Source organism: Ottowia flava (genome assembly GCF_008017535.1).
GTDB classification, from domain to species: Bacteria; Pseudomonadota; Gammaproteobacteria; order Burkholderiales; family Burkholderiaceae_C; genus Ottowia; species Ottowia flava.
Genome location: NZ_VRUA01000016.1, coordinates 51,386 through 70,707 on the forward strand (window position 1 = coordinate 51,386; position 19,322 = coordinate 70,707).

19 protein-coding genes are annotated in these 19,322 nt (G+C 66.9%); 13 read left to right on the forward strand and 6 right to left on the reverse strand.

The annotated features are described in order from the left end of the window. Positions 1-76: 76 nt before the first annotated feature. Both FVQ98_RS14935 and FVQ98_RS14940 read right to left on the reverse strand, forming a co-directional pair. The gene (locus tag FVQ98_RS14935; RefSeq protein ID WP_147914250.1) at positions 77-3,769 is read right to left on the reverse strand and encodes a hydantoinase B/oxoprolinase family protein; all 3,693 of its coding nucleotides are present in this window, start codon (positions 3,767-3,769) and stop codon (positions 77-79) included. A gap of 69 nt (positions 3,770-3,838) precedes the next feature. Continuing rightward, positions 3,839-4,372: a winged helix DNA-binding protein gene (locus tag FVQ98_RS14940; RefSeq protein WP_147914251.1), complete on the reverse strand. Its 534-nt coding sequence runs from the start codon at positions 4,370-4,372 to the stop codon at positions 3,839-3,841. Positions 4,373-4,543: 171 nt separating this feature from the next. Between FVQ98_RS14940 and FVQ98_RS14945 the strand changes: the two genes are divergently transcribed. The 7 genes from FVQ98_RS14945 (at position 4,544) to FVQ98_RS14975 (ending at position 10,807) form a co-directional block, all read left to right on the forward strand. After that, positions 4,544-5,530 carry a TRAP transporter substrate-binding protein gene (locus tag FVQ98_RS14945; protein WP_147914252.1) on the forward strand — a complete coding sequence of 329 codons (987 nt, stop codon included), beginning with the start codon at positions 4,544-4,546 and terminating at the stop codon, positions 5,528-5,530. An 84-nt stretch (positions 5,531-5,614) separates the two neighbouring features. Further along, positions 5,615-6,127, forward strand: coding sequence for a TRAP transporter small permease (locus FVQ98_RS14950; RefSeq protein ID WP_147914253.1), 513 nt, complete (start codon positions 5,615-5,617; stop codon positions 6,125-6,127). Beyond that, positions 6,120-7,415, forward strand: coding sequence for a TRAP transporter large permease (locus FVQ98_RS14955; protein WP_147914254.1), 1,296 nt, complete (start codon positions 6,120-6,122; stop codon positions 7,413-7,415). The genes FVQ98_RS14950 and FVQ98_RS14955 overlap by 8 nt, the downstream gene beginning before the upstream one ends. 79 nt (positions 7,416-7,494) lie before the next feature. Further along, the gene (locus tag FVQ98_RS14960) at positions 7,495-8,511 is read left to right on the forward strand and encodes a recombination-associated protein RdgC (RefSeq protein ID WP_147914255.1); all 1,017 of its coding nucleotides are present in this window, start codon (positions 7,495-7,497) and stop codon (positions 8,509-8,511) included. Positions 8,512-8,545: 34 nt separating this feature from the next. Continuing rightward, on the forward strand, positions 8,546-8,932 hold the full coding sequence (crcB, locus tag FVQ98_RS14965) for a fluoride efflux transporter CrcB (protein ID WP_147914256.1): 387 nt from the start codon (positions 8,546-8,548) through the stop codon (positions 8,930-8,932). Positions 8,933-8,954: 22 nt separating this feature from the next. Next, complete coding sequence (locus FVQ98_RS14970) at positions 8,955-9,950, forward strand: hypothetical protein (RefSeq protein WP_147914257.1); 996 nt, start codon at positions 8,955-8,957, stop codon at positions 9,948-9,950. After that, positions 9,947-10,807 carry a phytanoyl-CoA dioxygenase family protein gene (locus tag FVQ98_RS14975; RefSeq protein WP_147914258.1) on the forward strand — a complete coding sequence of 287 codons (861 nt, stop codon included), beginning with the start codon at positions 9,947-9,949 and terminating at the stop codon, positions 10,805-10,807. The genes FVQ98_RS14970 and FVQ98_RS14975 overlap by 4 nt, the downstream gene beginning before the upstream one ends. Before the next feature lie 63 nt (positions 10,808-10,870). Here FVQ98_RS14975 and FVQ98_RS14980 read toward each other — a convergent pair whose 3' ends face one another. Next, positions 10,871-11,644 (reverse strand): TOBE domain-containing protein, encoded by a 774-nt coding sequence (locus FVQ98_RS14980; RefSeq protein WP_147914259.1) that lies wholly within the window; start codon positions 11,642-11,644, stop codon positions 10,871-10,873. Positions 11,645-11,768: 124 nt separating this feature from the next. On the opposite strand from FVQ98_RS14980, the gene modA reads away from it, so the two are divergent. The 5 genes from modA (at position 11,769) to FVQ98_RS15005 (ending at position 16,002) form a co-directional block, all read left to right on the forward strand. Next, entirely contained in the window at positions 11,769-12,527 is a 759-nt protein-coding gene (gene modA / locus FVQ98_RS14985) for a molybdate ABC transporter substrate-binding protein (RefSeq protein WP_147914260.1), read from the forward strand. Between the two features lie 142 nt (positions 12,528-12,669). Continuing rightward, positions 12,670-13,362 (forward strand): molybdate ABC transporter permease subunit, encoded by a 693-nt coding sequence (gene modB, locus FVQ98_RS14990; protein ID WP_222707614.1) that lies wholly within the window; start codon positions 12,670-12,672, stop codon positions 13,360-13,362. 15 nt (positions 13,363-13,377) lie between these two features. Next, positions 13,378-14,544 carry a molybdenum ABC transporter ATP-binding protein gene (modC, locus tag FVQ98_RS14995; protein WP_147914262.1) on the forward strand — a complete coding sequence of 389 codons (1,167 nt, stop codon included), beginning with the start codon at positions 13,378-13,380 and terminating at the stop codon, positions 14,542-14,544. A 384-nt stretch (positions 14,545-14,928) separates the two neighbouring features. Beyond that, positions 14,929-15,270, forward strand: coding sequence for a hypothetical protein (locus FVQ98_RS15000; protein ID WP_147914263.1), 342 nt, complete (start codon positions 14,929-14,931; stop codon positions 15,268-15,270). Between the two features lie 438 nt (positions 15,271-15,708). Next, positions 15,709-16,002, forward strand: a complete 294-nt coding sequence (locus tag FVQ98_RS15005) for a hypothetical protein (protein WP_147914264.1) — start codon at positions 15,709-15,711, stop codon at positions 16,000-16,002. A gap of 131 nt (positions 16,003-16,133) precedes the next feature. Here FVQ98_RS15005 and FVQ98_RS15010 read toward each other — a convergent pair whose 3' ends face one another. Continuing rightward, on the reverse strand, positions 16,134-16,850 hold the full coding sequence (locus tag FVQ98_RS15010; protein ID WP_147914265.1) for a hypothetical protein: 717 nt from the start codon (positions 16,848-16,850) through the stop codon (positions 16,134-16,136). A gap of 139 nt (positions 16,851-16,989) precedes the next feature. Next, positions 16,990-17,730: a pseudouridine synthase gene (locus tag FVQ98_RS15015; RefSeq protein WP_147914266.1), complete on the reverse strand. Its 741-nt coding sequence runs from the start codon at positions 17,728-17,730 to the stop codon at positions 16,990-16,992. Between the two features lie 190 nt (positions 17,731-17,920). Here FVQ98_RS15015 and FVQ98_RS15020 point away from each other — a divergent pair, with 190 nt between their 5' ends. After that, positions 17,921-18,649 (forward strand): DUF2726 domain-containing protein, encoded by a 729-nt coding sequence (locus tag FVQ98_RS15020; protein WP_187265755.1) that lies wholly within the window; start codon positions 17,921-17,923, stop codon positions 18,647-18,649. Between the two features lie 41 nt (positions 18,650-18,690). Here the strand turns inward: FVQ98_RS15020 and orn are convergent, their stop codons facing one another. Continuing rightward, positions 18,691-19,293 (reverse strand): oligoribonuclease, encoded by a 603-nt coding sequence (gene orn / locus FVQ98_RS15025; protein ID WP_147914268.1) that lies wholly within the window; start codon positions 19,291-19,293, stop codon positions 18,691-18,693. Positions 19,294-19,322: the final 29 nt, after the last annotated feature.

The following is a 19,322-nucleotide window of genomic DNA, read 5'->3' on the forward strand; positions in this document are numbered from 1 at the left end:
TTTTCCTGCACCGCGGCGCGCGCACCCCGCACGTTGCAAAGTGCTTCGCGAGCGGCTCCGGCCGCTCGCTGCCGTTTCAGGCTGTGCCGAAACCGCCGCCACCCGGCGTGTGGATCTCGAGAATGTCGCCCGCCTGCATTTCTGCGCTGCCAATGTGCTCCAGCTCCTCGGCGCTGCCGTCGGCTCGGACAACACGGTTGACGCCGACCTCACCGGACTGGCCGCCGGCCATGCCAAACGCGCCGCGCACCCGACCGTTGCTCAGGATACTGGCCGTCATGGGCTCCAGGAAACGCATACGCCGCACGCCACCGTCGCCCCCGTTCCACTGCCCTTTGCCACCCGAGCCATGGCGAATCTCGTAGCTTTCCAGCCGGACCGGGAACCGCCACTCCAGCACCTCGGGATCGGTCATGCGCGAGTTGGTCATGTGGGTCTGAACGACGCTGGTACCGGGGAAACCGTCCACCAGCCGACCCTGAGCATCAAACACCCCGCCAGCGCCCGACCCGCCTGAAATCGTCTCGTAATACTGATAGCGGTCGTTGCCGAATGTGAAGTTGTTTACCGTGCACTGGCTCGCCCCCATGAGGCCCAGCGCGCCAATGATGGTGTTGGTGATGCAGGTCGATGTTTCGACGTTGCCCGCCACCACGCTGGCCGGCGGATTCGGTCGCAGCATCGAGCCTTCGGGAATGACCACCTCGATCGGCTTCAGACAGCCCGCGTTCAGCGGAATATCGTCGTCCACCAGCATCCGGAAGACGTACAGCACCGCCGCCATGCACACGGCCGTCGGCGCATTGAAGTTGTTGGTCTGCTGCGGCGACGTGCCGGTGAAATCCACCTTGGCGGTGCGCGCCGCGCCGTCGATCGTCACGGCCACCTGGATCTGGGCGCCGTTGTCCAGCGGCAGTGTGAACTGCCCGCCCTGCATGCGTGCGGCCAGTTGGGTGATGGCGCGGCGCACCGACTCTTCGGCGTTGTCCTGCACATGTCGCATGTAGGCCTGCACCACGGGCAAGCCGAACTGCTCGACCATCTTGCGCAGTTCCTGCACGCCTTTTTCGTTGGCCGCTATCTGCGCCTTCAGGTCGGCCATGTTCTGCTGCGGATTGCGGCTGGGGTATTCGCCGCTGGCCAACAGCGCAAGCATCTCCTGTTCGCGCAGCGCGCCGCGATCGACCAGCTTGAAGTTGTTGATCTGAACACCCTCTTCCTCGATGCGCGTCGAGAAGGGCGGCATCGAGCCCGGCGAGATACCGCCGATGTCGGCATGGTGTCCGCGCGAGCCCACGTAGAAGATCGGCTCGCCACCCTCTTCCAGATAGACCGGCGTGATCACCGTCACATCGGGCAGGTGCGTACCGCCGTGGTAGGGGTCGTTCAGCACGTAGACATCGCCCGGCTGCATGCGGCCCGCGTTCTCACGGATCACCGTCTTGATGCTCTCGCCCATTGAACCCAGGTGCACCGGCATGTGCGGCGCGTTGGCGATCAGGTTGCCCTCCGCGTCGAACAGCGCGCAACTGAAGTCCAGCCGCTCCTTGATGTTGACCGAGTACGCCGTGTTCTGCAGTTGCAGGCCCATCTGCTCGGCGATGTTCATGAACAGGTTGTTGAACACCTCCAGCAGCACCGGGTCCACGGTCGTTCCGGCGGCGAACTGCACGGCGCGCTCGCTCGTGCGGTCGAGCAGGATGTGGTCATGCGCCGTGAGGCGCGCGCGCCAGCCCGGCTCCACCACCGTGGTGGCGTTCTGCTCGGCGATGATGGCAGGCCCGTCGATCACATCGCCCGGCCGAAGGTCTTCGCGCACGATCAGCGCCGCGTCGTGCCAAGCCGCCTGACCGTCCAGCCCCGCGGAATACATGCGCACCGTATCGCGGCGGGGCACGTCGCGTTCGGCCTGCAGGGCGTGGGTGCGCTCCGTCGGCGCATCACCGGCCACGACGGCTTCCACCGAAACGGCTTCTGCGATCAAGGCCTTGCCCTGCATCAGGAAGGCGAAGCGCTGGCGGTACGCCTCCTCGAACGCACGGACGATCTCGTGCATTGCCTGCTCGTCGCTCACGTGGCCCGCGTGCAGGTGCGGGAAGGGGACGATCAGCGCCGAATCGGTGCCGTCGTAGCGCACGTGCACGCGGCGCAGCACACGGATGTCGCCACGGCTGACCTCCTGGCGCTCCAGTTCGGCCTGCGCGGCCAGCGCCAGTTCGCCCAGCCGCTCACGCAGCGCCGGCATGTTTTCGGGCGACAGCGGCAGCTCCACCGCCGTTTCGCGCATCACGTTCTGATCGGCCAGGCCCATGCCGTAGGCCGACAGCACGCCGGCCAGCGGGTGCACCAGCACGCGCGACACGCCCAGCGCGTCGGCCACCAGGCACGCGTGCTGGCCCCCCGCACCGCCAAAGCACTGCAGGGTATAGCGCGTCACGTCATAGCCGCGCGCCACGCTGATCTTCTTGATCGCGTTGGCCATCTGCTGCACCGCAATCTGGATGAAGCCGTGCGCCACGTCTTCGGGCAGGCGGCCGGTCGGCTCCGCGATCTCGGCGAACTTGGTGCGCACCACCTCGCCGTCCAGCGATTCGTCTGCCCGCGGACCGAACACCTTGGGAAAGTACGCGGGCTGCACCTTGCCGACCATCACGTTCGCGTCCGTCACCGCCAGCGGGCCGCCACGCCGGTAGCTGGCCGGGCCCGGATTGGCGCCTGCGCTCTCCGGCCCCACGCGAAAGCGCGCGCCGTCGTACTGCAGGATCGACCCACCGCCCGCCGCCACCGTGTGAATGCTCATCATCGGTGCGCGCATGCGCACGCCAGCCACCTGGGTTTCAAACTCGCGCTCGAATTGACCGGCGTAGTGGCTCACGTCGGTGGACGTGCCGCCCATGTCGAAGCCGATCACCTTGGGCTGCCCGGCAATCTCGGCCGTGCGCGCCATGCCGACGATGCCGCCGGCCGGCCCGGACAGGATCGCGTCCTTGCCCTGGAAGGCATGCGCATCGGTCAGGCCGCCCGACGACTGCATGAAGAACAGCTTGACACCCGGCATCTCGGCCGCGACCTGGTCCACGTAGCGGCGCAGGATGGGCGACAGGTAGGCGTCCACCACCGTCGTGTCGCCGCGGCTGACGAACTTCATCATCGGGCTGGTCTGGTGGCTGGTGCTGATCTGTGTGAAGCCGATCTGGCGCGCCAGTTCGGCCGCCGCCTTCTCGTGCTCGACGTAGCGGTAACCGTGCATGAAGACGATGGCCACGCTGCGCAGGCCCTTCTTGTACTGCGCGACCAGGTCGGCCCGCAGCTTTTCCGTATCGAGCGCAGTGACCACGTTGCCCTGCGCGTCCATGCGCTCGTCGGCCTCGACCACGGCGCTGTAGAGCAGCTCGGGCAGCACGATGTGCCGGTCAAACAGGCGAGGCCGGTTCTGGTAGGCGATGCGCAGGCCGTCGCGAAAGCCCTGCGTGGTGACCAGCAGCGTCGGCTCGCCCTTGCGCTCGAGCAGCGCGTTGGTCGCCACCGTGGTGCCCATCTTCACGCATTCCACCAGATCGGGTGTGACCGGCTCGCCGTGCGTCAGACCCAGCAAATGGCGGATGCCCGCCACGGCCGCGTCCTTGTACTGCTCGGGGTTTTCCGACAGCAGCTTGTGCGTGACGATGCTGCCGTCGGGCTTCTTGGCCACGATGTCGGTGAACGTGCCGCCGCGGTCGATCCAGAACTGCCAGCGGGGGTGCGGATGGGTAGGGGATGCGTGCGTCATGGTGTTCCGGTAGATTTGAATGATATTGGCCTTGCGCCGTACAACCACCTGCGCAAGCAGCTACTGAATTTATAGTGAAGAGGCGGCGCGCGCCGCCTGGTCGTACAGGCCGGACATGGTCCGAAGCAGGCGCGCCAGCTCGCCCAGCTGCGGGTTGAGCTGGGCGTCCACGCTGTCCATCAGGCAGGCTTCGCGCACGGCGCGGTAGCGCGCCACCGCGGCTTCGCCCGCCTCGGTGGGCAGGTAGAACACGTCCTTGCCCTGCTTGTCGCTGCGCAGCAGCCCCGCGGCCACCAGCTTCTTGAGGGCATAGGCCACAACGTGCGTGTCCTCGTAGTTCAGCACGAAGCAGATGTCGGCCAGCTTCTTGTTGCGCGCGCGGTGGTTGACGTGGTGCAACACCAGCACGTCGGTCACCGTCAGGTCGGGCACGCCCGCGGCGGCCATGCAGCGCACCATCCAGCGGCTGAAGGCGTTCCACGCGACGATCATGCCGAACTCGAACTCCGATGCCTCCACGCTGCGCGGTGAGACCAGGTGCGATGACGACACGATGCCCGGTGAGACACCGGCGGTGGCGGAAGCGAGGGGTGTATCCGGCATCAGGGTATTCCCGAAATACGAGGTAATTTGTTGAGATTTTGTTGACACTTTAGCGAAGCCCTTTCTAGACTTCAAGTCCGCTGCGTTGTCGGCATGCGCGTTTTCACCCTTTACGCTCGATGCCCGCGCCGCGATGCTCAAGCGATCCACGAACCCCCTGAAGGAGTGCACATGAAGTTGACCCGACGCACCGTCGCCACCCTGTCCGGCCTGCTGCTCGGCGGCCTGGCGACCACCGCCGGCGCGCAGACCAAGTGGGACCTGCCCACGGCCTACCCCGCCAACAACTTCCACACTGAAAACCTGGCCCAGTTCGTCAAGGACGTGGACGCGGCCACCGGCGGCAAGCTCAAGATCCAGATCCACGACAACGCCTCGCTGTTCAAGGCACCCGAGATCAAGCGCGCCGTGCAGGGCGGGCAGGCGCAGGCCGGCGAATTCCTGATGGTCAACTTCCAGAACGAATGGCCGGTGTGGGGGCTGGATGGCATTCCGTTCCTGGCCACCAGCTACGACCAGTCGATGAAGCTGTACCAGGCCAGCAAACCCGCCGTGCAGAAGAAGCTGGCCGAGCAGGGCATGGTGCTGCTGTACGCCGTGGCGTGGCCGCCGCAGGGCATCTTCAGCAAGAAACAGGTGGCCAGCGCCGCCGACATGAAAGGCATCAAGTGGCGCGCCTACAGCCCGGCCACGGCGCGCATAGGTGAACTGGTGGGCGCCCAGCCGGTGACCGTGCAGCAAGCCGAGCTGTCGCAGGCCATGGCCACCGGCGTGGTCGAAAGCTACATGAGCTCGGGCTCCACCGGCTACGACACCAAGACCTACGAGCACCTGAAGTTCTTCGCCGACACCCAAGCATGGCTGCCCAAGAACGCGATCGTTGCCAACAAGAAGGCCTTCGACGCGCTCGACCAGGCCACGCGCGACGGCCTGCTGAAGGCATCGGCCGAAGCCGAAAAGCGCGGCTGGGCCACCAGCGAGAAGAAAACCGGCGAGTACCTCGACCTGCTCAAGAAGAACGGCATGACCGTGTACCCGCCGTCGGCCCAACTGAAAGGCGACATGCAGAAGGTCGGCGAGACCATGCTGAAGGAATGGATCGACAAGGCCGGCCCTGAGGGCAAGGCCGTGGTCGACGCCTACCGCGCGGCCAAGTAAACGCACCATGTCCCGCGCGACGCCCTCCCGGCCAGCCGGCGAGGGCGTCGACGTTTCTACCGTTTGATCTCACTGGCCCAGCGCATGCGCCGATTCCTTGATTTTCTCTACGATGCCGCCGCCTGGCTCGCAGCACTGTCCATGATCGGCGTGCTGGTCATGGTGCTGACCTCGATCCTCGGGCGCCTGCTGCACTTTCATCTGCCAGGGACCGACGCCTACGCGGGCTACAGCATGGCCGCGGCCGGCTTTCTGGCCCTGGCACACACCCTGAAGAAGGGTGAACACATCCGCGTCACCTTGCTCATCGGGCGCCTGCAAGGTGGCCCGCGCCGCGCGATGGAAATGTGGGCCTTGACGGCGGCGGTGCTGCTGGCCGGCCTGTTTGCTTTCTACGCGTGCCGGCTGGTGCTGGTTTCGCACGAATTCAACGACGTGTCCACGTCCAACGACGCCACGCCGCTGTGGATTCCACAGCTGAGCATGGCGATTGGCACCGTGCTGCTGTTCGTCGCCTTTGTCGACGAATGGGTGCAGGAGCTGCGCGGGCGCCGCGTGCACGACGATCACGCCGAGGAGGCGCTGCACAATGAGTGACTTCGCCATCACCGGCCTGCTGATCGCCTCGCTGTTCCTGCTGCTCGGCAGCGGGGTCTGGATCGGCCTCACGCTCACAGGCGTCGCCTGGATCGGCATGCAGCTTTTTTCGGCTCGCCCCGCGGGCGACGCCATGGCGGTGACCATCTGGGGATCGGCCTCCAGTTGGACGCTCACCGCCCTGCCCTTGTTCGTGTGGATGGGCGAAATACTCTTTCGCACCAAACTCAGCGAAAGCATGTTCCGCGGCCTGGCGCCCTGGGTCACCTGGCTGCCCGGCCGGCTGCTGCACACCAACGTGATCGGCTGCGCGATCTTTGCGGCGGTGTCGGGCTCGTCGGCTGCGACCTGCGCGACCATCGGCAAGATGTCGCTGCCGGAACTCGCCAAGCGCGGCTACCCCGAAGGCATCACCATCGGGTCGCTGGCGGGGGCTGGCACGCTGGGCCTGCTGATCCCGCCATCGATCATCATGATCGTCTACGGTGTAGCCGCCGATGTCTCCATCGCCAAGCTGTTCATCGCGGGCGTTCTGCCCGGCATCCTGCTGGCGCTGCTCTTCTCGGGCTACCTCATGGTCTGGGCCCTCATGAATCCGGGCAAGGTGCCGCGCCCCGACCGCACGCTGAGCTTTGCCGAAAAGCTGCACGAATCGCGCCACCTGATTCCCGTGGTGATCCTGATTGCCGCAGTGCTCGGCTCCATCTACTCCGGCGTGGCCACGGCGACCGAAGCCGCCGCCGTGGGCGTGGTCGGCTCGCTGCTGCTGTCGCTGGTGCAAGGCAGCTTATCTTGGGAAACCTTCAAGACATCGCTGCTGGGCGCCACGCGCCTGTACTGCATGATCGCGCTGATCCTGGCGGGCGCCGCCTTCCTGACGCTTGCAATGGGCTACATCGGCCTGCCGCGCCACCTGGCCGAGTACATCGGCAGCCTGGGCCTCTCGCCCTTCATGCTGGTCATTGCGCTGGCCGTGTTTTACATCGTGCTCGGCTGCTTCCTTGACGGCATTTCCATGGTGGTGCTGACCATGGGCGTGATCCTGCCCACCGTTCAGGCCGCCGGATTGGATCTGATCTGGTTCGGCATCTTCGTGGTCATCGTGGTCGAGATGGCGCAGATCACCCCGCCGGTGGGCTTCAACCTGTTCGTGCTGCAGGGCATGACCAAGAAAGACATCGCCTACATCGCGCGTGTGACCATGCCCTTCTTCTTCCTGATGTGCGCCATGGTTCTGCTGCTGTGGTTCTTCCCGCAGATCGCCACCTGGATGCCGGGACACATGTAACGCGCTGACACTGCGCGCTCCCCTATGATGCCGGTCCGGTCCGCCCACCGTGCGGACGCTGATCGAGAGTGAGAGATTCGTGTTCAAGAATGTGATGCTGTACCGCCTGGAGCCGGGCTGGCCGACCTCCGCGCAGCAGCTGGAAGAAGCGCTGGCCACCGAACCCTTTGCCGAGTGCAGCGCCACCCAACAGCGCGCCACCGGCTGGGTGCCCCCGAGGGGCGAAGCGCACGGGGCGTTGGTCGAAGTGGTTGATGGCCAGTGGATCGCGCGTTTCGTCATCGAGACCAAGTCCGTTCCTGGCGACGCGGTGCGCCGCCGCACGGACGAGGCCGTGGCCGAGATCGAGAAAACCACTGGCCGCAAACCCGGCAAGAAGGAAGTGCGCGATTTGCGCGACGACGCACTCAACGCCCTGCTACCGCAGGCCTTCCCGCGCCGCGCCCAGGTCACCGCCTGGATCGACCCCGAACAGCATTGGCTGGTGCTCGACACCGGCGCGCAAGGCAAGGCCGACGAGCTGATCACCAGCCTGGTGCGCGTGGCTGGCCAAGGCTTTGGCGTGCGCCTGCTGCAGACCACGCAGACGCCACAGGCCGTCATGTCGGCTTGGCTGGCGGCGGAATCGGCGGACGAGCTGCCCGACGCCTTCCACGTCGAGCGCGAATGCGAACTCAAAGGCAGTGGCGACGAGCCGGCCGTCGTCAAGTTCACCCGCCACGACCTGGTGACCGACGAAGTGCGCCAGCACATCGCCGAAGGCAAGCTGCCGACCAAGCTGGCCCTGGGCTGGCAGGGCCGCGTGGGCTTCATGCTGACGCAGGCGCTGCAGCTCAAGAAGATCACGTTTGAAGAAGGCGTGTTCGAGGAAGGCGCCACCAGCAAAGACGACGACCGATTTGACGCCGACGTGGCCCTGGCCACCGGCGAGCTGAGCGGCCTGATCACCGACCTGATCGAAGCGCTGGGCGGCGAGGCCGACCCAGCCGCCTTCCCCACGCCGCCCGACGCGCCGCAGGTGGCCACGACCACCGCCAAAGCGCCCACCGCCGCGGTGGCGACCACGGCCGCAGACGACGACGGCCCGCCGTTCTGAGCGGCGCCGCCCGCCGCGCCTCGCCTTTTAAGCCATGCCCGCCGTCCTCGCCATCTGCCTGGGCGCCTGCGCGGGCGCCCTGCTGCGCTGGCACCTCGGCCTGTGGCTGAACCATGCCGGCGCGCTGATGCCCTGGGGCACGCTGGCGGCCAACCTGATCGGCGGCTACCTGATTGGCCTGTTCATCGGCGTGCTCCAGCAGCACCCCGGCATCGACCCGACGTGGCGCCTGCTGCTGGTCACCGGCTTCCTGGGCGCACTGACCACCTTTTCCAGCTTCAGCATGGAAGTGGTCGACATGCTGATGCTGGAGCGCTGGGTGCAGGCGCTGATGACGGCGACCGCGCACCTGGCGGGGTCCTTGCTGATGACCTACGTCGGCATCAAGACCGCTGCGCTTTTCATAGCTGCCCGCGCATGATCTCTTAGGACCACAGACCGATTTGCTTGTAGAAGACGCCCCCCTCAGCGCCGACGAACTGGCCCACCTGAAGTTGGTGGCGCCGAGCTTGCTGGCAGGCCAGCGCTGGGGATTCTGGCTGCTGGCGAACGCGGTGGCGCTGGCGTGGATTGGCGCGCTGTTGGTCGTCGCCGCGCCCAACCCGGACGGCTTTCGCCGCGAGCTGGTGCTGCCGTTGCTCACGGCCTGGCTGGGACTGAACGGCTTTTTCTTCTGGCTGCGCCACGTCAACCGCGGCGTGCGTGGCGACGTTGCCGCGCCGCGCAAACAGATCATCCGGGGCGACGCGGACGGTTTGGCCGCCAGCGGCAACGCCCTGACCTACACGGTAGGCGGCGAGGGCTGGCGCGCCTACCCGGCCTTGCCCCTGGGCTCGGGCTTCGTGGTCGGGCGCCTGCGCATCGAAACGGTGGCCGGCGTGGGCGGCACCGCCGTCACCGTGCAGCGGACCAGCCGGGGCGAGCGCCTGCTGGGCGTGCGCTACCCCGACTGGGACGACACCGCCACCTTGCACCACGAGGCGGGCCTGAACGCGGCCGAACAGCGCCTGCTGACGCGCCGTGCGCACCGCACCGGCTTGTTCCTGGCCCTGGGCGTGGGCGGCGTCGGGCTGCTGTTGGGCCTGCCACGTGGCATGTCGCCCTGGCTGGCGCTGTGGCTGCTGCCGATAGTGGCGCTGTACATCCTGGCACACATGGCCGACGGGCCGCAGCACTGGGTCGGCTGGGTGGCCGCGCAAGGCCCGGTCACCGAAACCCTGCGCGCGACCTGGCGCGGACCCCGCAACCGAATCGAACGCGGGTCCTGGGTGCGCGTGGCCGGGCAGCTGTTTCCGGTGTCGGAATTGCCCGCATTGGGCGCAACCGTGCGTCTGCGCGCTCGCCTGCGTGCCGATGGCTTTGCGGGGGAAACCACCGAGTTTGAAACCCTGTCGGCCGCCGCGGTTCCGCCCGCCGCCGACGCACAATGGGGCGCATGAGCCCGCCCGACCTGAACGCCCGCGCCGAGCGCGTCGTCACCCCTGAATTGGCCGCAGCCTTCGCCCGCGATGGCGCCGTGTGCCTGCGCCAGCTGCTGAACGCCGACGAAGTCGCCCTGCTGCGCGCCGGCATCGATGCCAACATCGCCACGCCCAGCCCGCGCGCCAAGGTCGCCAGCCGGCCGGACGACCCGGGCTTTTTCATTGAGGACTTCTGCAACTGGCAGGACAACGCGGCCTACCGCGACGTCATCACCCAGTCGCCCCTTGCCGCGGCCGCGGCCCGCCTGATGGGCAGCCAGCAGGTGCGCCTGTACCACGACCACATGCTGACCAAGGAGCCGGGCACGCGCCAGAAGACGCCCTGGCACCAGGACCAGCCCTACTACAACATCGACGGGCAGCAGAACGTCAGTTTCTGGATCCCGGTCGACCCGGTGGCGCGCCCGTCCACGCTGGAATTCGTCGCCGGTTCGCACCGCGGCCCGTGGCTGATGCCGCGCACCTTCATGGACCACCAGGCCAAATGGTTTCCCGAAGGCAGCCTGGCCGACCTGCCCGACATCGAGGCGGACCGCAACGCCTTCCCCATCGTCGGCTGGGCGGTGGCGCCGGGCGACGTCATCGCCTTTCACATGCTCAGCCTGCACGCCGCGGGCGGCGTGGCGGGCGGTGCGCGGCGCCGCGTGTTTTCCGTGCGCATGCTGGGCGACGACATCACACACGCGCCGCGCAGCTGGGTCACCTCACCGCCGTTCCCCGGCCTGGCCGATCGCCTCCCGGCCGGCGTGCCGATGCAGGACGCGCTGTTCCCCTTGCTGTGGCCGACGCTGGACGGCGCGCTGAACGCTACATAAACCGTAGCTGGCTGCGCAGATGGTTCTAGAGCCGGAGGCCGATTTTCCTTAAAACGACCCGACTCAGGCGGTCAACGCCACCACCACCGCGCTTTCGTCCAGCTCGGCCACCGCGCGACTGCCGCTGCGCAATCGGTTGGGTCGCGCAGCAAAGCCGACCAATTGCAGGCCGCCCGCCAGCGTCACCACCGCCTCATCGCGCTGCACGCCGCGCGACAGGCGCGCCACCTTGCCAGCCAGCCGGTTGACCGGCACGGTGGCGCCGCGCGCGCGCGCCGCCACATCGGTCAGCGACGCCACGCGCACCGCCGTCGCCTTGCACAACGCCAGCACCGGCAAGCCGGGTGCCAGCGCCAGCAGCTCGGCACTTTCGCGGGTGATCAGCGACGCCAACTCGCCCCCATCGGCCAGGGCCAGCACGACGCGCACCATGGGGTCGCGCGCGCCATCGCTTTCCAGCCGCGCCACGCGGCAGGGCAGGTGGTTGCGCATGCTGGTGCGCGGACCGGCCAGCGCGGCGGCCGAGGGCGCGTTGATGCGCTCCAGCACGCCGCGGCGCGCCACGTCCATCTGATGCGCGGCTTCCAGCAGGCGCACGCCGGCGGGCGTCAGGCGCGCACCGCCGCCACCGCTGCCACCCACCGCGCTGTCCACCAGCGGCATGCCGGCCAGGTTGGTCAGCGTGTGGATGGCCTGCCAGGCCGCCTTGTAGCTGATGCCGGCCGTGCGCGCGGCCTGCGAGATGGAGCCCTGCTCGCCCACCAGTTGCAGGATCTGCAGGCGTTTGTCGGCCTGGGCATAGCCCATGTTCTGGGGGGAAAGCGCGCGTCGAACCATGGGGGGATTCTGGCGCAGCCGCTCGCGCGCCCCATGCGACGGGCGGCTGCTACACTCGCTATTCCGTTTATGAATAGCGCATCGCTTCAGCAGCGCTGCGACCGACCGTCCCAAGGATCTGCCCATGTCCCGCTCCCTGCGCCGCCTGATCGCCCTTTTCGCCGCTTGCGCCGCCTCGTTCACGCTGCACGCCGAAACGGTGAACGTTGCCGTCGCCGCCAACTTCACCGAACCGGCCAAGGCCCTGGCAGCGATCCTGGAAAAGACCACCGGCCACACGGCCAAGCTGTCGTTTGGCGCCACCGGGGCGTTTTACTCCCAGATCAAGAACGGTGCGCCGTTTGACGTGCTGATGGCCGCCGACGACGAGCGGCCCGCCCGCCTGGAAAAAGAAGGCGACACCGTGCCCGGCTCGCGCTTCACCTACGCCACTGGCCAGCTGGTGCTGTGGTCGGCCAAGCCTGGTTATGTCGACGACAAGGGCGAAGTGCTGAAAGCCAACCAGTTCAACAAGCTGGCCGTTGCCAACCCCAAGAACGCGCCCTACGGCGCGGCTGCGATGGAGGCCATGGAAAAACTGGGCCTGATGGCGACGCTGCAGCCCAAGCTGGTCACCGGCGAAAGCATTGGCCAGACCTACAACTTCATCGCCACGGGCAACGCCGAGGTTGGCTTTGTCGCGCTGTCGCAGGTGCTGTACAACGGCCAACTCAAGGGCGGCTCGATGTGGATCGTGCCCGAGCGGTTGCACGCACCCATCGTGCAGGACGCGGTCACGCTCAAGCGCGCGGCCGGCAATCCCGCGGCCAAGGCCTGGATGGACCTGATGAAGACGCCCAAGACCAAGGAATTCATCCGCACCTACGGCTACGCCGTCAAGTGAGCAGGCGCGCATTCGGCGCGTCACCTTTGAATCTTTGGCGCCGCCAGCCTTTGCTGGGTATGCGCAGCCAGCTACCATTCGATGAGCAACCCGGGGCCGAAAGCGGCCCCGTACTCACTGCACGCCCCGCCCTGTCCGATTCCTGATGCTGGATTCCGCTGCCCTCGCCGCCGTGCGCCTGTCGATCGAGCTGGCGCTCAGCACCACGCTGATCCTGCTGGTGCTGGGCACGCCGCTCGCCTGGTGGCTGGCGCGCGGCCAGGGTGGGCGCCTGGGCTGGCTGCGCGTGCCGGTGCGCGCCCTGGTGGCGCTGCCGCTGGTGCTGCCGCCGTCGGTGCTGGGGTTTTACCTGCTGGTGGGCATGGGGCCGAACGGGCCGCTGGGCCAGCTGACGCAGGCGCTGGGCGGCACCACGCTGGCTTTCACTTACTGGGGTTTGCTGCTCGGCTCGCTGCTGTATTCGCTGCCCTTTGTGGTGCAGCCGCTGGTGGGCGCGTTCGAGCTGATGGGCGAGCGCCCGCTGGAAGCCGCGGCCACCCTGCGCGCCGGCCCGCTCGACGCCTTCTGGCACGTTGCCGTGCCGCTGGCGCGCCCCGGTTACCTGACCGGCGCGGTGATGGGCTTCGCCCACACGCTGGGCGAGTTTGGCGTGGTGCTGATGATCGGCGGCAACATCCCCGGGCAGACGCGTACCATCGCCGTGCAGATCTACGACCATGTCGAAGCGCTGGAATACACGCAGGCGCACTGGCTGGCCGGCGGCATGCTGGTGTTCTCGTTCGTGGTTCTGCTGCTCTTGCACCTGATCCAGAGCCGGCGTGTTGCGGCCAACTGAAGCGGCGGGAATACTATGACTTTCGTAGCTGCCAGCGCAGATGTATCCAGCGCTGCAGGCCAATTTGAATCAGATTCTCCGGCTTCGAGCGCGCCCGGCGTCGCCGTGCGTGCGCGGGTCGAGCGCGGCACGGACTTCGCGCTCGATGTGGACGTGACACTGGCCGGGCGCGGCATCACCGCCATCTTCGGCGCGTCCGGCTGCGGCAAGACCACGCTGCTGCGCGCGGTCGCCGGTCTGGTGCGCCCGCAGCCGGGGCGCGTGGTGGTCAACGGCGACGTCTGGCAGGACGACGCACAGCGCGTGTGGCGCCCCACGCACCGCCGGCCGCTGGGCGTGGTGTTTCAGGAGGCCAGCCTGTTCGAGCACCTGAGCGTGCAGCGCAACCTGGACTTTGGCCGCCGCCGCGTGCCGCCGGCCGAGCGCCGCGTGTCGCTGGAGCAGGCCATCGACCTGCTGGGCATCGCCGCGCTGCTGGGGCGCAGCCCGGCCGGCCTGTCGGGCGGCGAGCGCCAGCGCGTGGCCATCGCGCGCGCCCTGGCCACCAGCCCGCGCCTGCTGCTGATGGACGAACCCCTGGCCGCGCTGGACGCGCCGCGCAAGGCCGAGCTGCTCCCGTATTTCGAGCGCCTGCAGCGCGAGCTGGACATCCCCGTGTGCTACGTCACGCATTCGCTGGACGAGGTCGCGCGCCTGGCCGATGACGTGCTGCTGGTGGACGCCGGCCGCGCCGTGTCCCACGGCCCCACAGCCGAGTTGATGACGCGCATGGACCTGTCGCTGACGCAGGGCGACGCCGCCAGCGCGCTGATCGACGGGCGGCTGGAGGCGTTTGACGCTACCTACCGCTTGATGCACGTGCACTTTGCCGGCGGTGTGCTGCAGTGCCTGCAGGCGCCCGGCACACCGGAGCGCGCGCTGGGCCAGCGGGTGCGCCTGCGCGTGCAGGCGCGCGACGTCAGCCTGACGCTGGCCGCGGCGCACGACACCAGCATCCTGAACGTGCTGCCCGCCACGGTGCGGTCGATCGGCGACGACGGCCCGGCGCAGACACTGGTGGCGCTGGATGTGGGCGGCAGCACCCTGCTGGCGCGCGTCACGCGCAAGTCGGCCGACGCGCTGCAACTGAAACCCGGGCAATCGCTGTTCGCCCAGCTCAAGGGCGTGGCGGTGCTGGACTGAGCGCGGATCGGCGCGGCACCGTGCGAAATAGCTGAGTCGATTTAAGAAGCAGCTGGTCGCCTGCTCTTTACTACGTTTTACATAGCTAGCTGCGCTGATGGCTGTAGGGCTAGCGGCAGATTTCTCTTGAATTTCTTGGGTGGGCGACCTCAGAACGCTGGCATGCCGATGCGGCGAACCCTCCCGCGCCCATTGTTTCCAAGGCCGAAACAGTGACTTGCCTCCCAGGTCCTTTTTCAAACCCGCCCCCAGGCGCAAAGTACAGGTCATGGCAGCAGCGCAAGGCCAAGCCCCTCAAAAAGGCTTCGTTTAGCGCCACGGCCACAAACACCGCCAGCAAAGTCTGCTGGCACTTTGAAGACCAGTTAATCGAGGATATTCACCATGACCAAGTTCGCTTCCATCGCCGCCGCTGCTGCCCTGTCCGCTCTGTTCGCCGGCAACGCCATGGCCCAAGTGCCCGCCAGCGGCGAAGGCCCTCTGTTCCTGAACGAGACGCAAGCCGTGTCGACGGTCAGCCGCAGCGCCGTGCAGAACGAAGCTGTGGCCCAGCGTCCTGCATCGGGCGTGTTCGATGGCTCCACAGTGGCTCAAAGCACAGCCGGCGTGAGCCGCGAAGCCGTGCGTCAGGAAGCCATTGCGCACCGTCCTGCGTCGGGCGCATTCGATGGCAGCACCGTCGCTCAGCAGTACCGCAGCGCGCCCACGCAAGCTGCTGGCGAGTGATGAAGGCTGGGCGGCGCCACGGCGCTGCCGAGACGCACTTTTCGGAAAAACATGAGGCGGCCGCTGATGCGGCCGTTTTGCTTTCCTGTCCGCTCAGCGCCGCTGGATCGTCGGCTCTGACCGGAACTTGTCCGGCCAGTGGGGGCGACGTGCCGGGGCCAGCCCGTTCTGACCGCCCGTCATGGACGCCGCGTTTCGGACGGCATTCCCGGCATCCATGTAGAGCAAAATGACGCAATCTCGATTAGTTCCCAATGATTATTTCCAATTTGGAAATAGTCCATTGCATACTCGGTCCTGTTTCTTTTGCGGCGGATGGGCCAAAGTAGAGCCTATGGAGACGGGGCAGTCCACAGCCATCACGACTCGGCTGTCGACAAAGCCACGTCACCTGAAGCCAGCCACCGGCTGGCCAACCACCGAATGAAAGGAATGACCATGACCACACGTTTTGCCTCCCTCGCCGCTGCTGCTGCCCTGTCCGCGCTGTTCGCGGGCAACGCCATGGCCCAAATGCCTGCCAGCGGCGAAGGTCCGCTGTTCCTGAACGAAGCCAAGTCGGCGTCCACAACCACCCGCGAAGCCGTTCGCCAGGAAGCGATCGCTCAGACCCCGGCATCGGGTGCGTTGGACGGCTCGACCGTGGCCACGCAGGCCAACAGCCAGGACCGCTCTGCCACAGCGCAAGCCCCGAACGCACAGGGCGCCAACCAGACCAGCGCTGGCGAATAACCCAAAAGGGCGGTAACACCACGCCGCCGCCTCCAAGCTTGAAACAGGAAAAACGGCCGCATTCAGCGGCCTTTTTTTGTGCACTCACCCTATCCGGCGTGGCGGCGAGTTCGCCGCACGGTCAAGGCCGCTCAGGCCACCGCAGTCTGCCGCGGGGGCTTGCCCGTCGCCACTGCTTGCTCCCCATGCACGCCCATCGGCGCAGGCGTTCGGCCAGAGGTTTCGCGCTGTACCGCGGAGACCTCCTGGAATACCGCTGCGCCCGTGGCCTCCAGCGCATCGCACAACTGAGGCAGGTGCGCCATCGGCATCACCTCCATCAACCTGCTGGCAACCCTGGCAGCGTAGTCCGCGCCGCTGCGCCGATGAACGAACACCAGCGCGGCGACCAGGGCATCGACCAGATCCTCGGCGGCTTCGGCGCAGTGCAGCGACACCGCGAGCGATGCCGCATCGGCGTCGCGCAGCATCTGCATCAGGCTGACCACATACATCTTGCTGGCGGCCAATGAGCGGCGCGAGCCGCCGCGCGCTGCACCTGCGGGCGCCAGGTCGCGCAGGGGCACGACGGGCGAAGCTGGCTCGGCAACGGGTTGCGGTACGGCTAGCGGTGCGGCGGGTGGCAACTCGGCGATCGGCAGCGCCCCCGGCCCGAGGCGCACGCGCTCGAGGTAGCCTTCGGTGACCAGTCGCTGCATCACCGGCTCCACCGCAAAACCCAGCCAGCGCTCCAGTTCCGCCGTGCTGCGCCGACCATCGGCCAGCACCAGCAATTGTCGTTCGCGCGGACTCAGCGCGCGCCGCTCGGCCAGCAAGGCCCGCCCACGCTCGGTTTTGGCCAGAATCATTTCGCCACTCCTGAGTATCCTGTTGGCGACCAATGTAGGAAATTCGTGTGACCTGGCGGTGACCGCGGCGTCCGCTCGCCGCCAAGGTGATGCTCGTGCTGTTGAGCGGCCCTTCTTTCAGATCAGCCGCGGCACGGCATCAGCCCCGCAACGCAGCTAGGTCCTGCGAGCTCAGCCAACGCCATTGGCCCGGTGCCAGGTCTGCCGGAAGAGCCAGCCCACCGATTCGCGACCGGTGCAGCGCTTCCACCCGATTGCCGACTGCGGCCACCATGCGCTTGACCTGGTGGTACTTGCCTTCGGTCAGGGTCAGGCGCAGATGGTTGTCGCCCACCGCCACCGCGGCAGCGGCAGCCACCGGCTTGGGGTCGTCGTCCAGCACCACACCACCGGTCAGGCGCTCGATCTGGCGCGCGTCCAGGGAATGGCGGGTAGTCACTTCGTACACCTTCGGCACATGATGCCTGGGCGAATTCATGCGATGGATGAAGGCCCCGTCGTCCGACAGCAGCAACAGGCCGGTGGTGTCCTGATCGAGCCGGCCGACGGCCTGCACCCCAACGATCTTGGCGGACGACTTGGTGTGCGGCGGCCGCTGGCGCAGCGGCGCAGGCAGCAAGGTGTAGACGCTGGGCCAAGCTCCTGGGCGGTGCGAACACTCGTAGCCCGACGGCTTGTGCACCATGAGGTAGGCACGCTCGTGGTAGGCCCAATCCACGCCCTTCACGGCGTACCGCAAGGTATCCGCACGGGTATCGACATCGGCGTCCGGCGCATCGCACACCTGTCCGCCGACCGTGACCAGCCCTTGCTCGATCAGACCAGCGCACAGGCGCCGTGTGCCAAAGCCCTGGGAAAACAGCATCTGGTCAAGCCGCATAGTCGGAGATCCGTTTGGCCCATGTGAATATCGTTACCAAACCGGGAACCGTTTGTCTGGCGTGAATTAGTAGCGAATTGGCTTGGAATCGGCCTTTACGGCTCGGTCGAGATGTATAGAAAAGTTTAATCTTCACATGAATCCGTTACTATTACCGATAAATACCACCATAGGTAGAGGGGAGTCTCAGGTGAACGCGCTGACCGGTTCGGGGGGTGTGACGATCGTTGTGCTGGGCATGATCGGCTTGCTGGCCGGTTTGCTCGGGCTTGCGCTTTACTTCTCGGAGCGTAGCCGGGTCGCCCGCGAGCGCCCGGCTGAAAAACCACGCCGGATGCCCAAGCAGTGGCCGCTGAATCCGCGACCCCTCGCCAACAGCGCAGAACGCCGGGTCTGGCACTGGTTGCGCGTGACCTTCCCCGACCACCAGGTCGTCCCCAAGCTGCCGCTCACCCGTTTCACGCTGCCGCGCGACCCCGAGCAGGGGCACGAATGGTTCGAAATGCTGAGCACCGCCTACTGCAGCTTCACCATCTGCGCCAACGACGGCCAGGTGATCGGCTGTGTCGACCTGAGCGGCCCGCGCGGCCTGTCGCGCGGGAACAAGCACCTCAAGCACACGCTGCTGGGTCAATGCGGCATTGGCTACTGGGTCCTGTCTTCCGACGCACTGCCCAAGGCGGAGTCGCTGCGCAGCGAGTTCCTTGGCGCCGGCGAAGCGATGATGCTGGCGCACCGCACGCAGCCGGCCGATTTGGACGTCGTGCGTAGCCACCTGCACCAAGCGCTGGACCGCGGACGCGAACAGCGCTTTGGCGCCCACGCCGACCCCTCGGACTCCGACATGTCGCACTGGCCCCAGGCCGATTCGTTCCTCGGCACGCTCGACAGCCGCCGCGGAGCGCTTCAATCTCAATAGCTGCTCGCGTAGTTCTGGCGCCGTTCGGCGGCGATATTCCTTCAAGTCTCTGTGGTAGGAGCAAGCTGGATGAAGTGCGTCCGGTAATGCTCCAGTTCGTCGATCGACTCATGCACATCGGCCAGCGCGGTGTGCGACTGCTGTTTCTTGAACGATGCCGCGACCTCTGGTCGCCAGCGGCGCGCCAGTTCCTTCAGCGTGCTCACGTCGATGCTGCGGTAGTGAAAGAACGCCTCCAGCCTCGGCATGTACTTGACCAGAAAGCGCCGGTCCTGCCCGATGGTGTTGCCGCACAGCGGCGAGGCGCCCTTGCCCACGTACTTCGCCAGGAAGTCGATCACCTGCTGCTCGGCCATGGCCTCGGTCAGCGTGCTGGCCTTGACCTTGTCGATCAGACCGCTGCGCCCATGCGTGCCCTTGTTCCAGGCGTCCATGGCGTCCAGCTGCGCGTCGCTCTGGTGCACGGCCAGCACCGGGCCTTCCACGCGCGTTTTCAGCCAAGGATCGGTCACGATCACGGCGATCTCGATGATGCGTTCCTTCTCGGGGTCCAGGCCTGTCATTTCGCAGTCCAGCCAGACCAGGTTGTCGTCGGATTTGGCCAGCGCCGGAGCCGGCGTCAGCGTTGGATCGGATTCACTCATGCGCCCGATTGTCCACGCCAAGACCATGT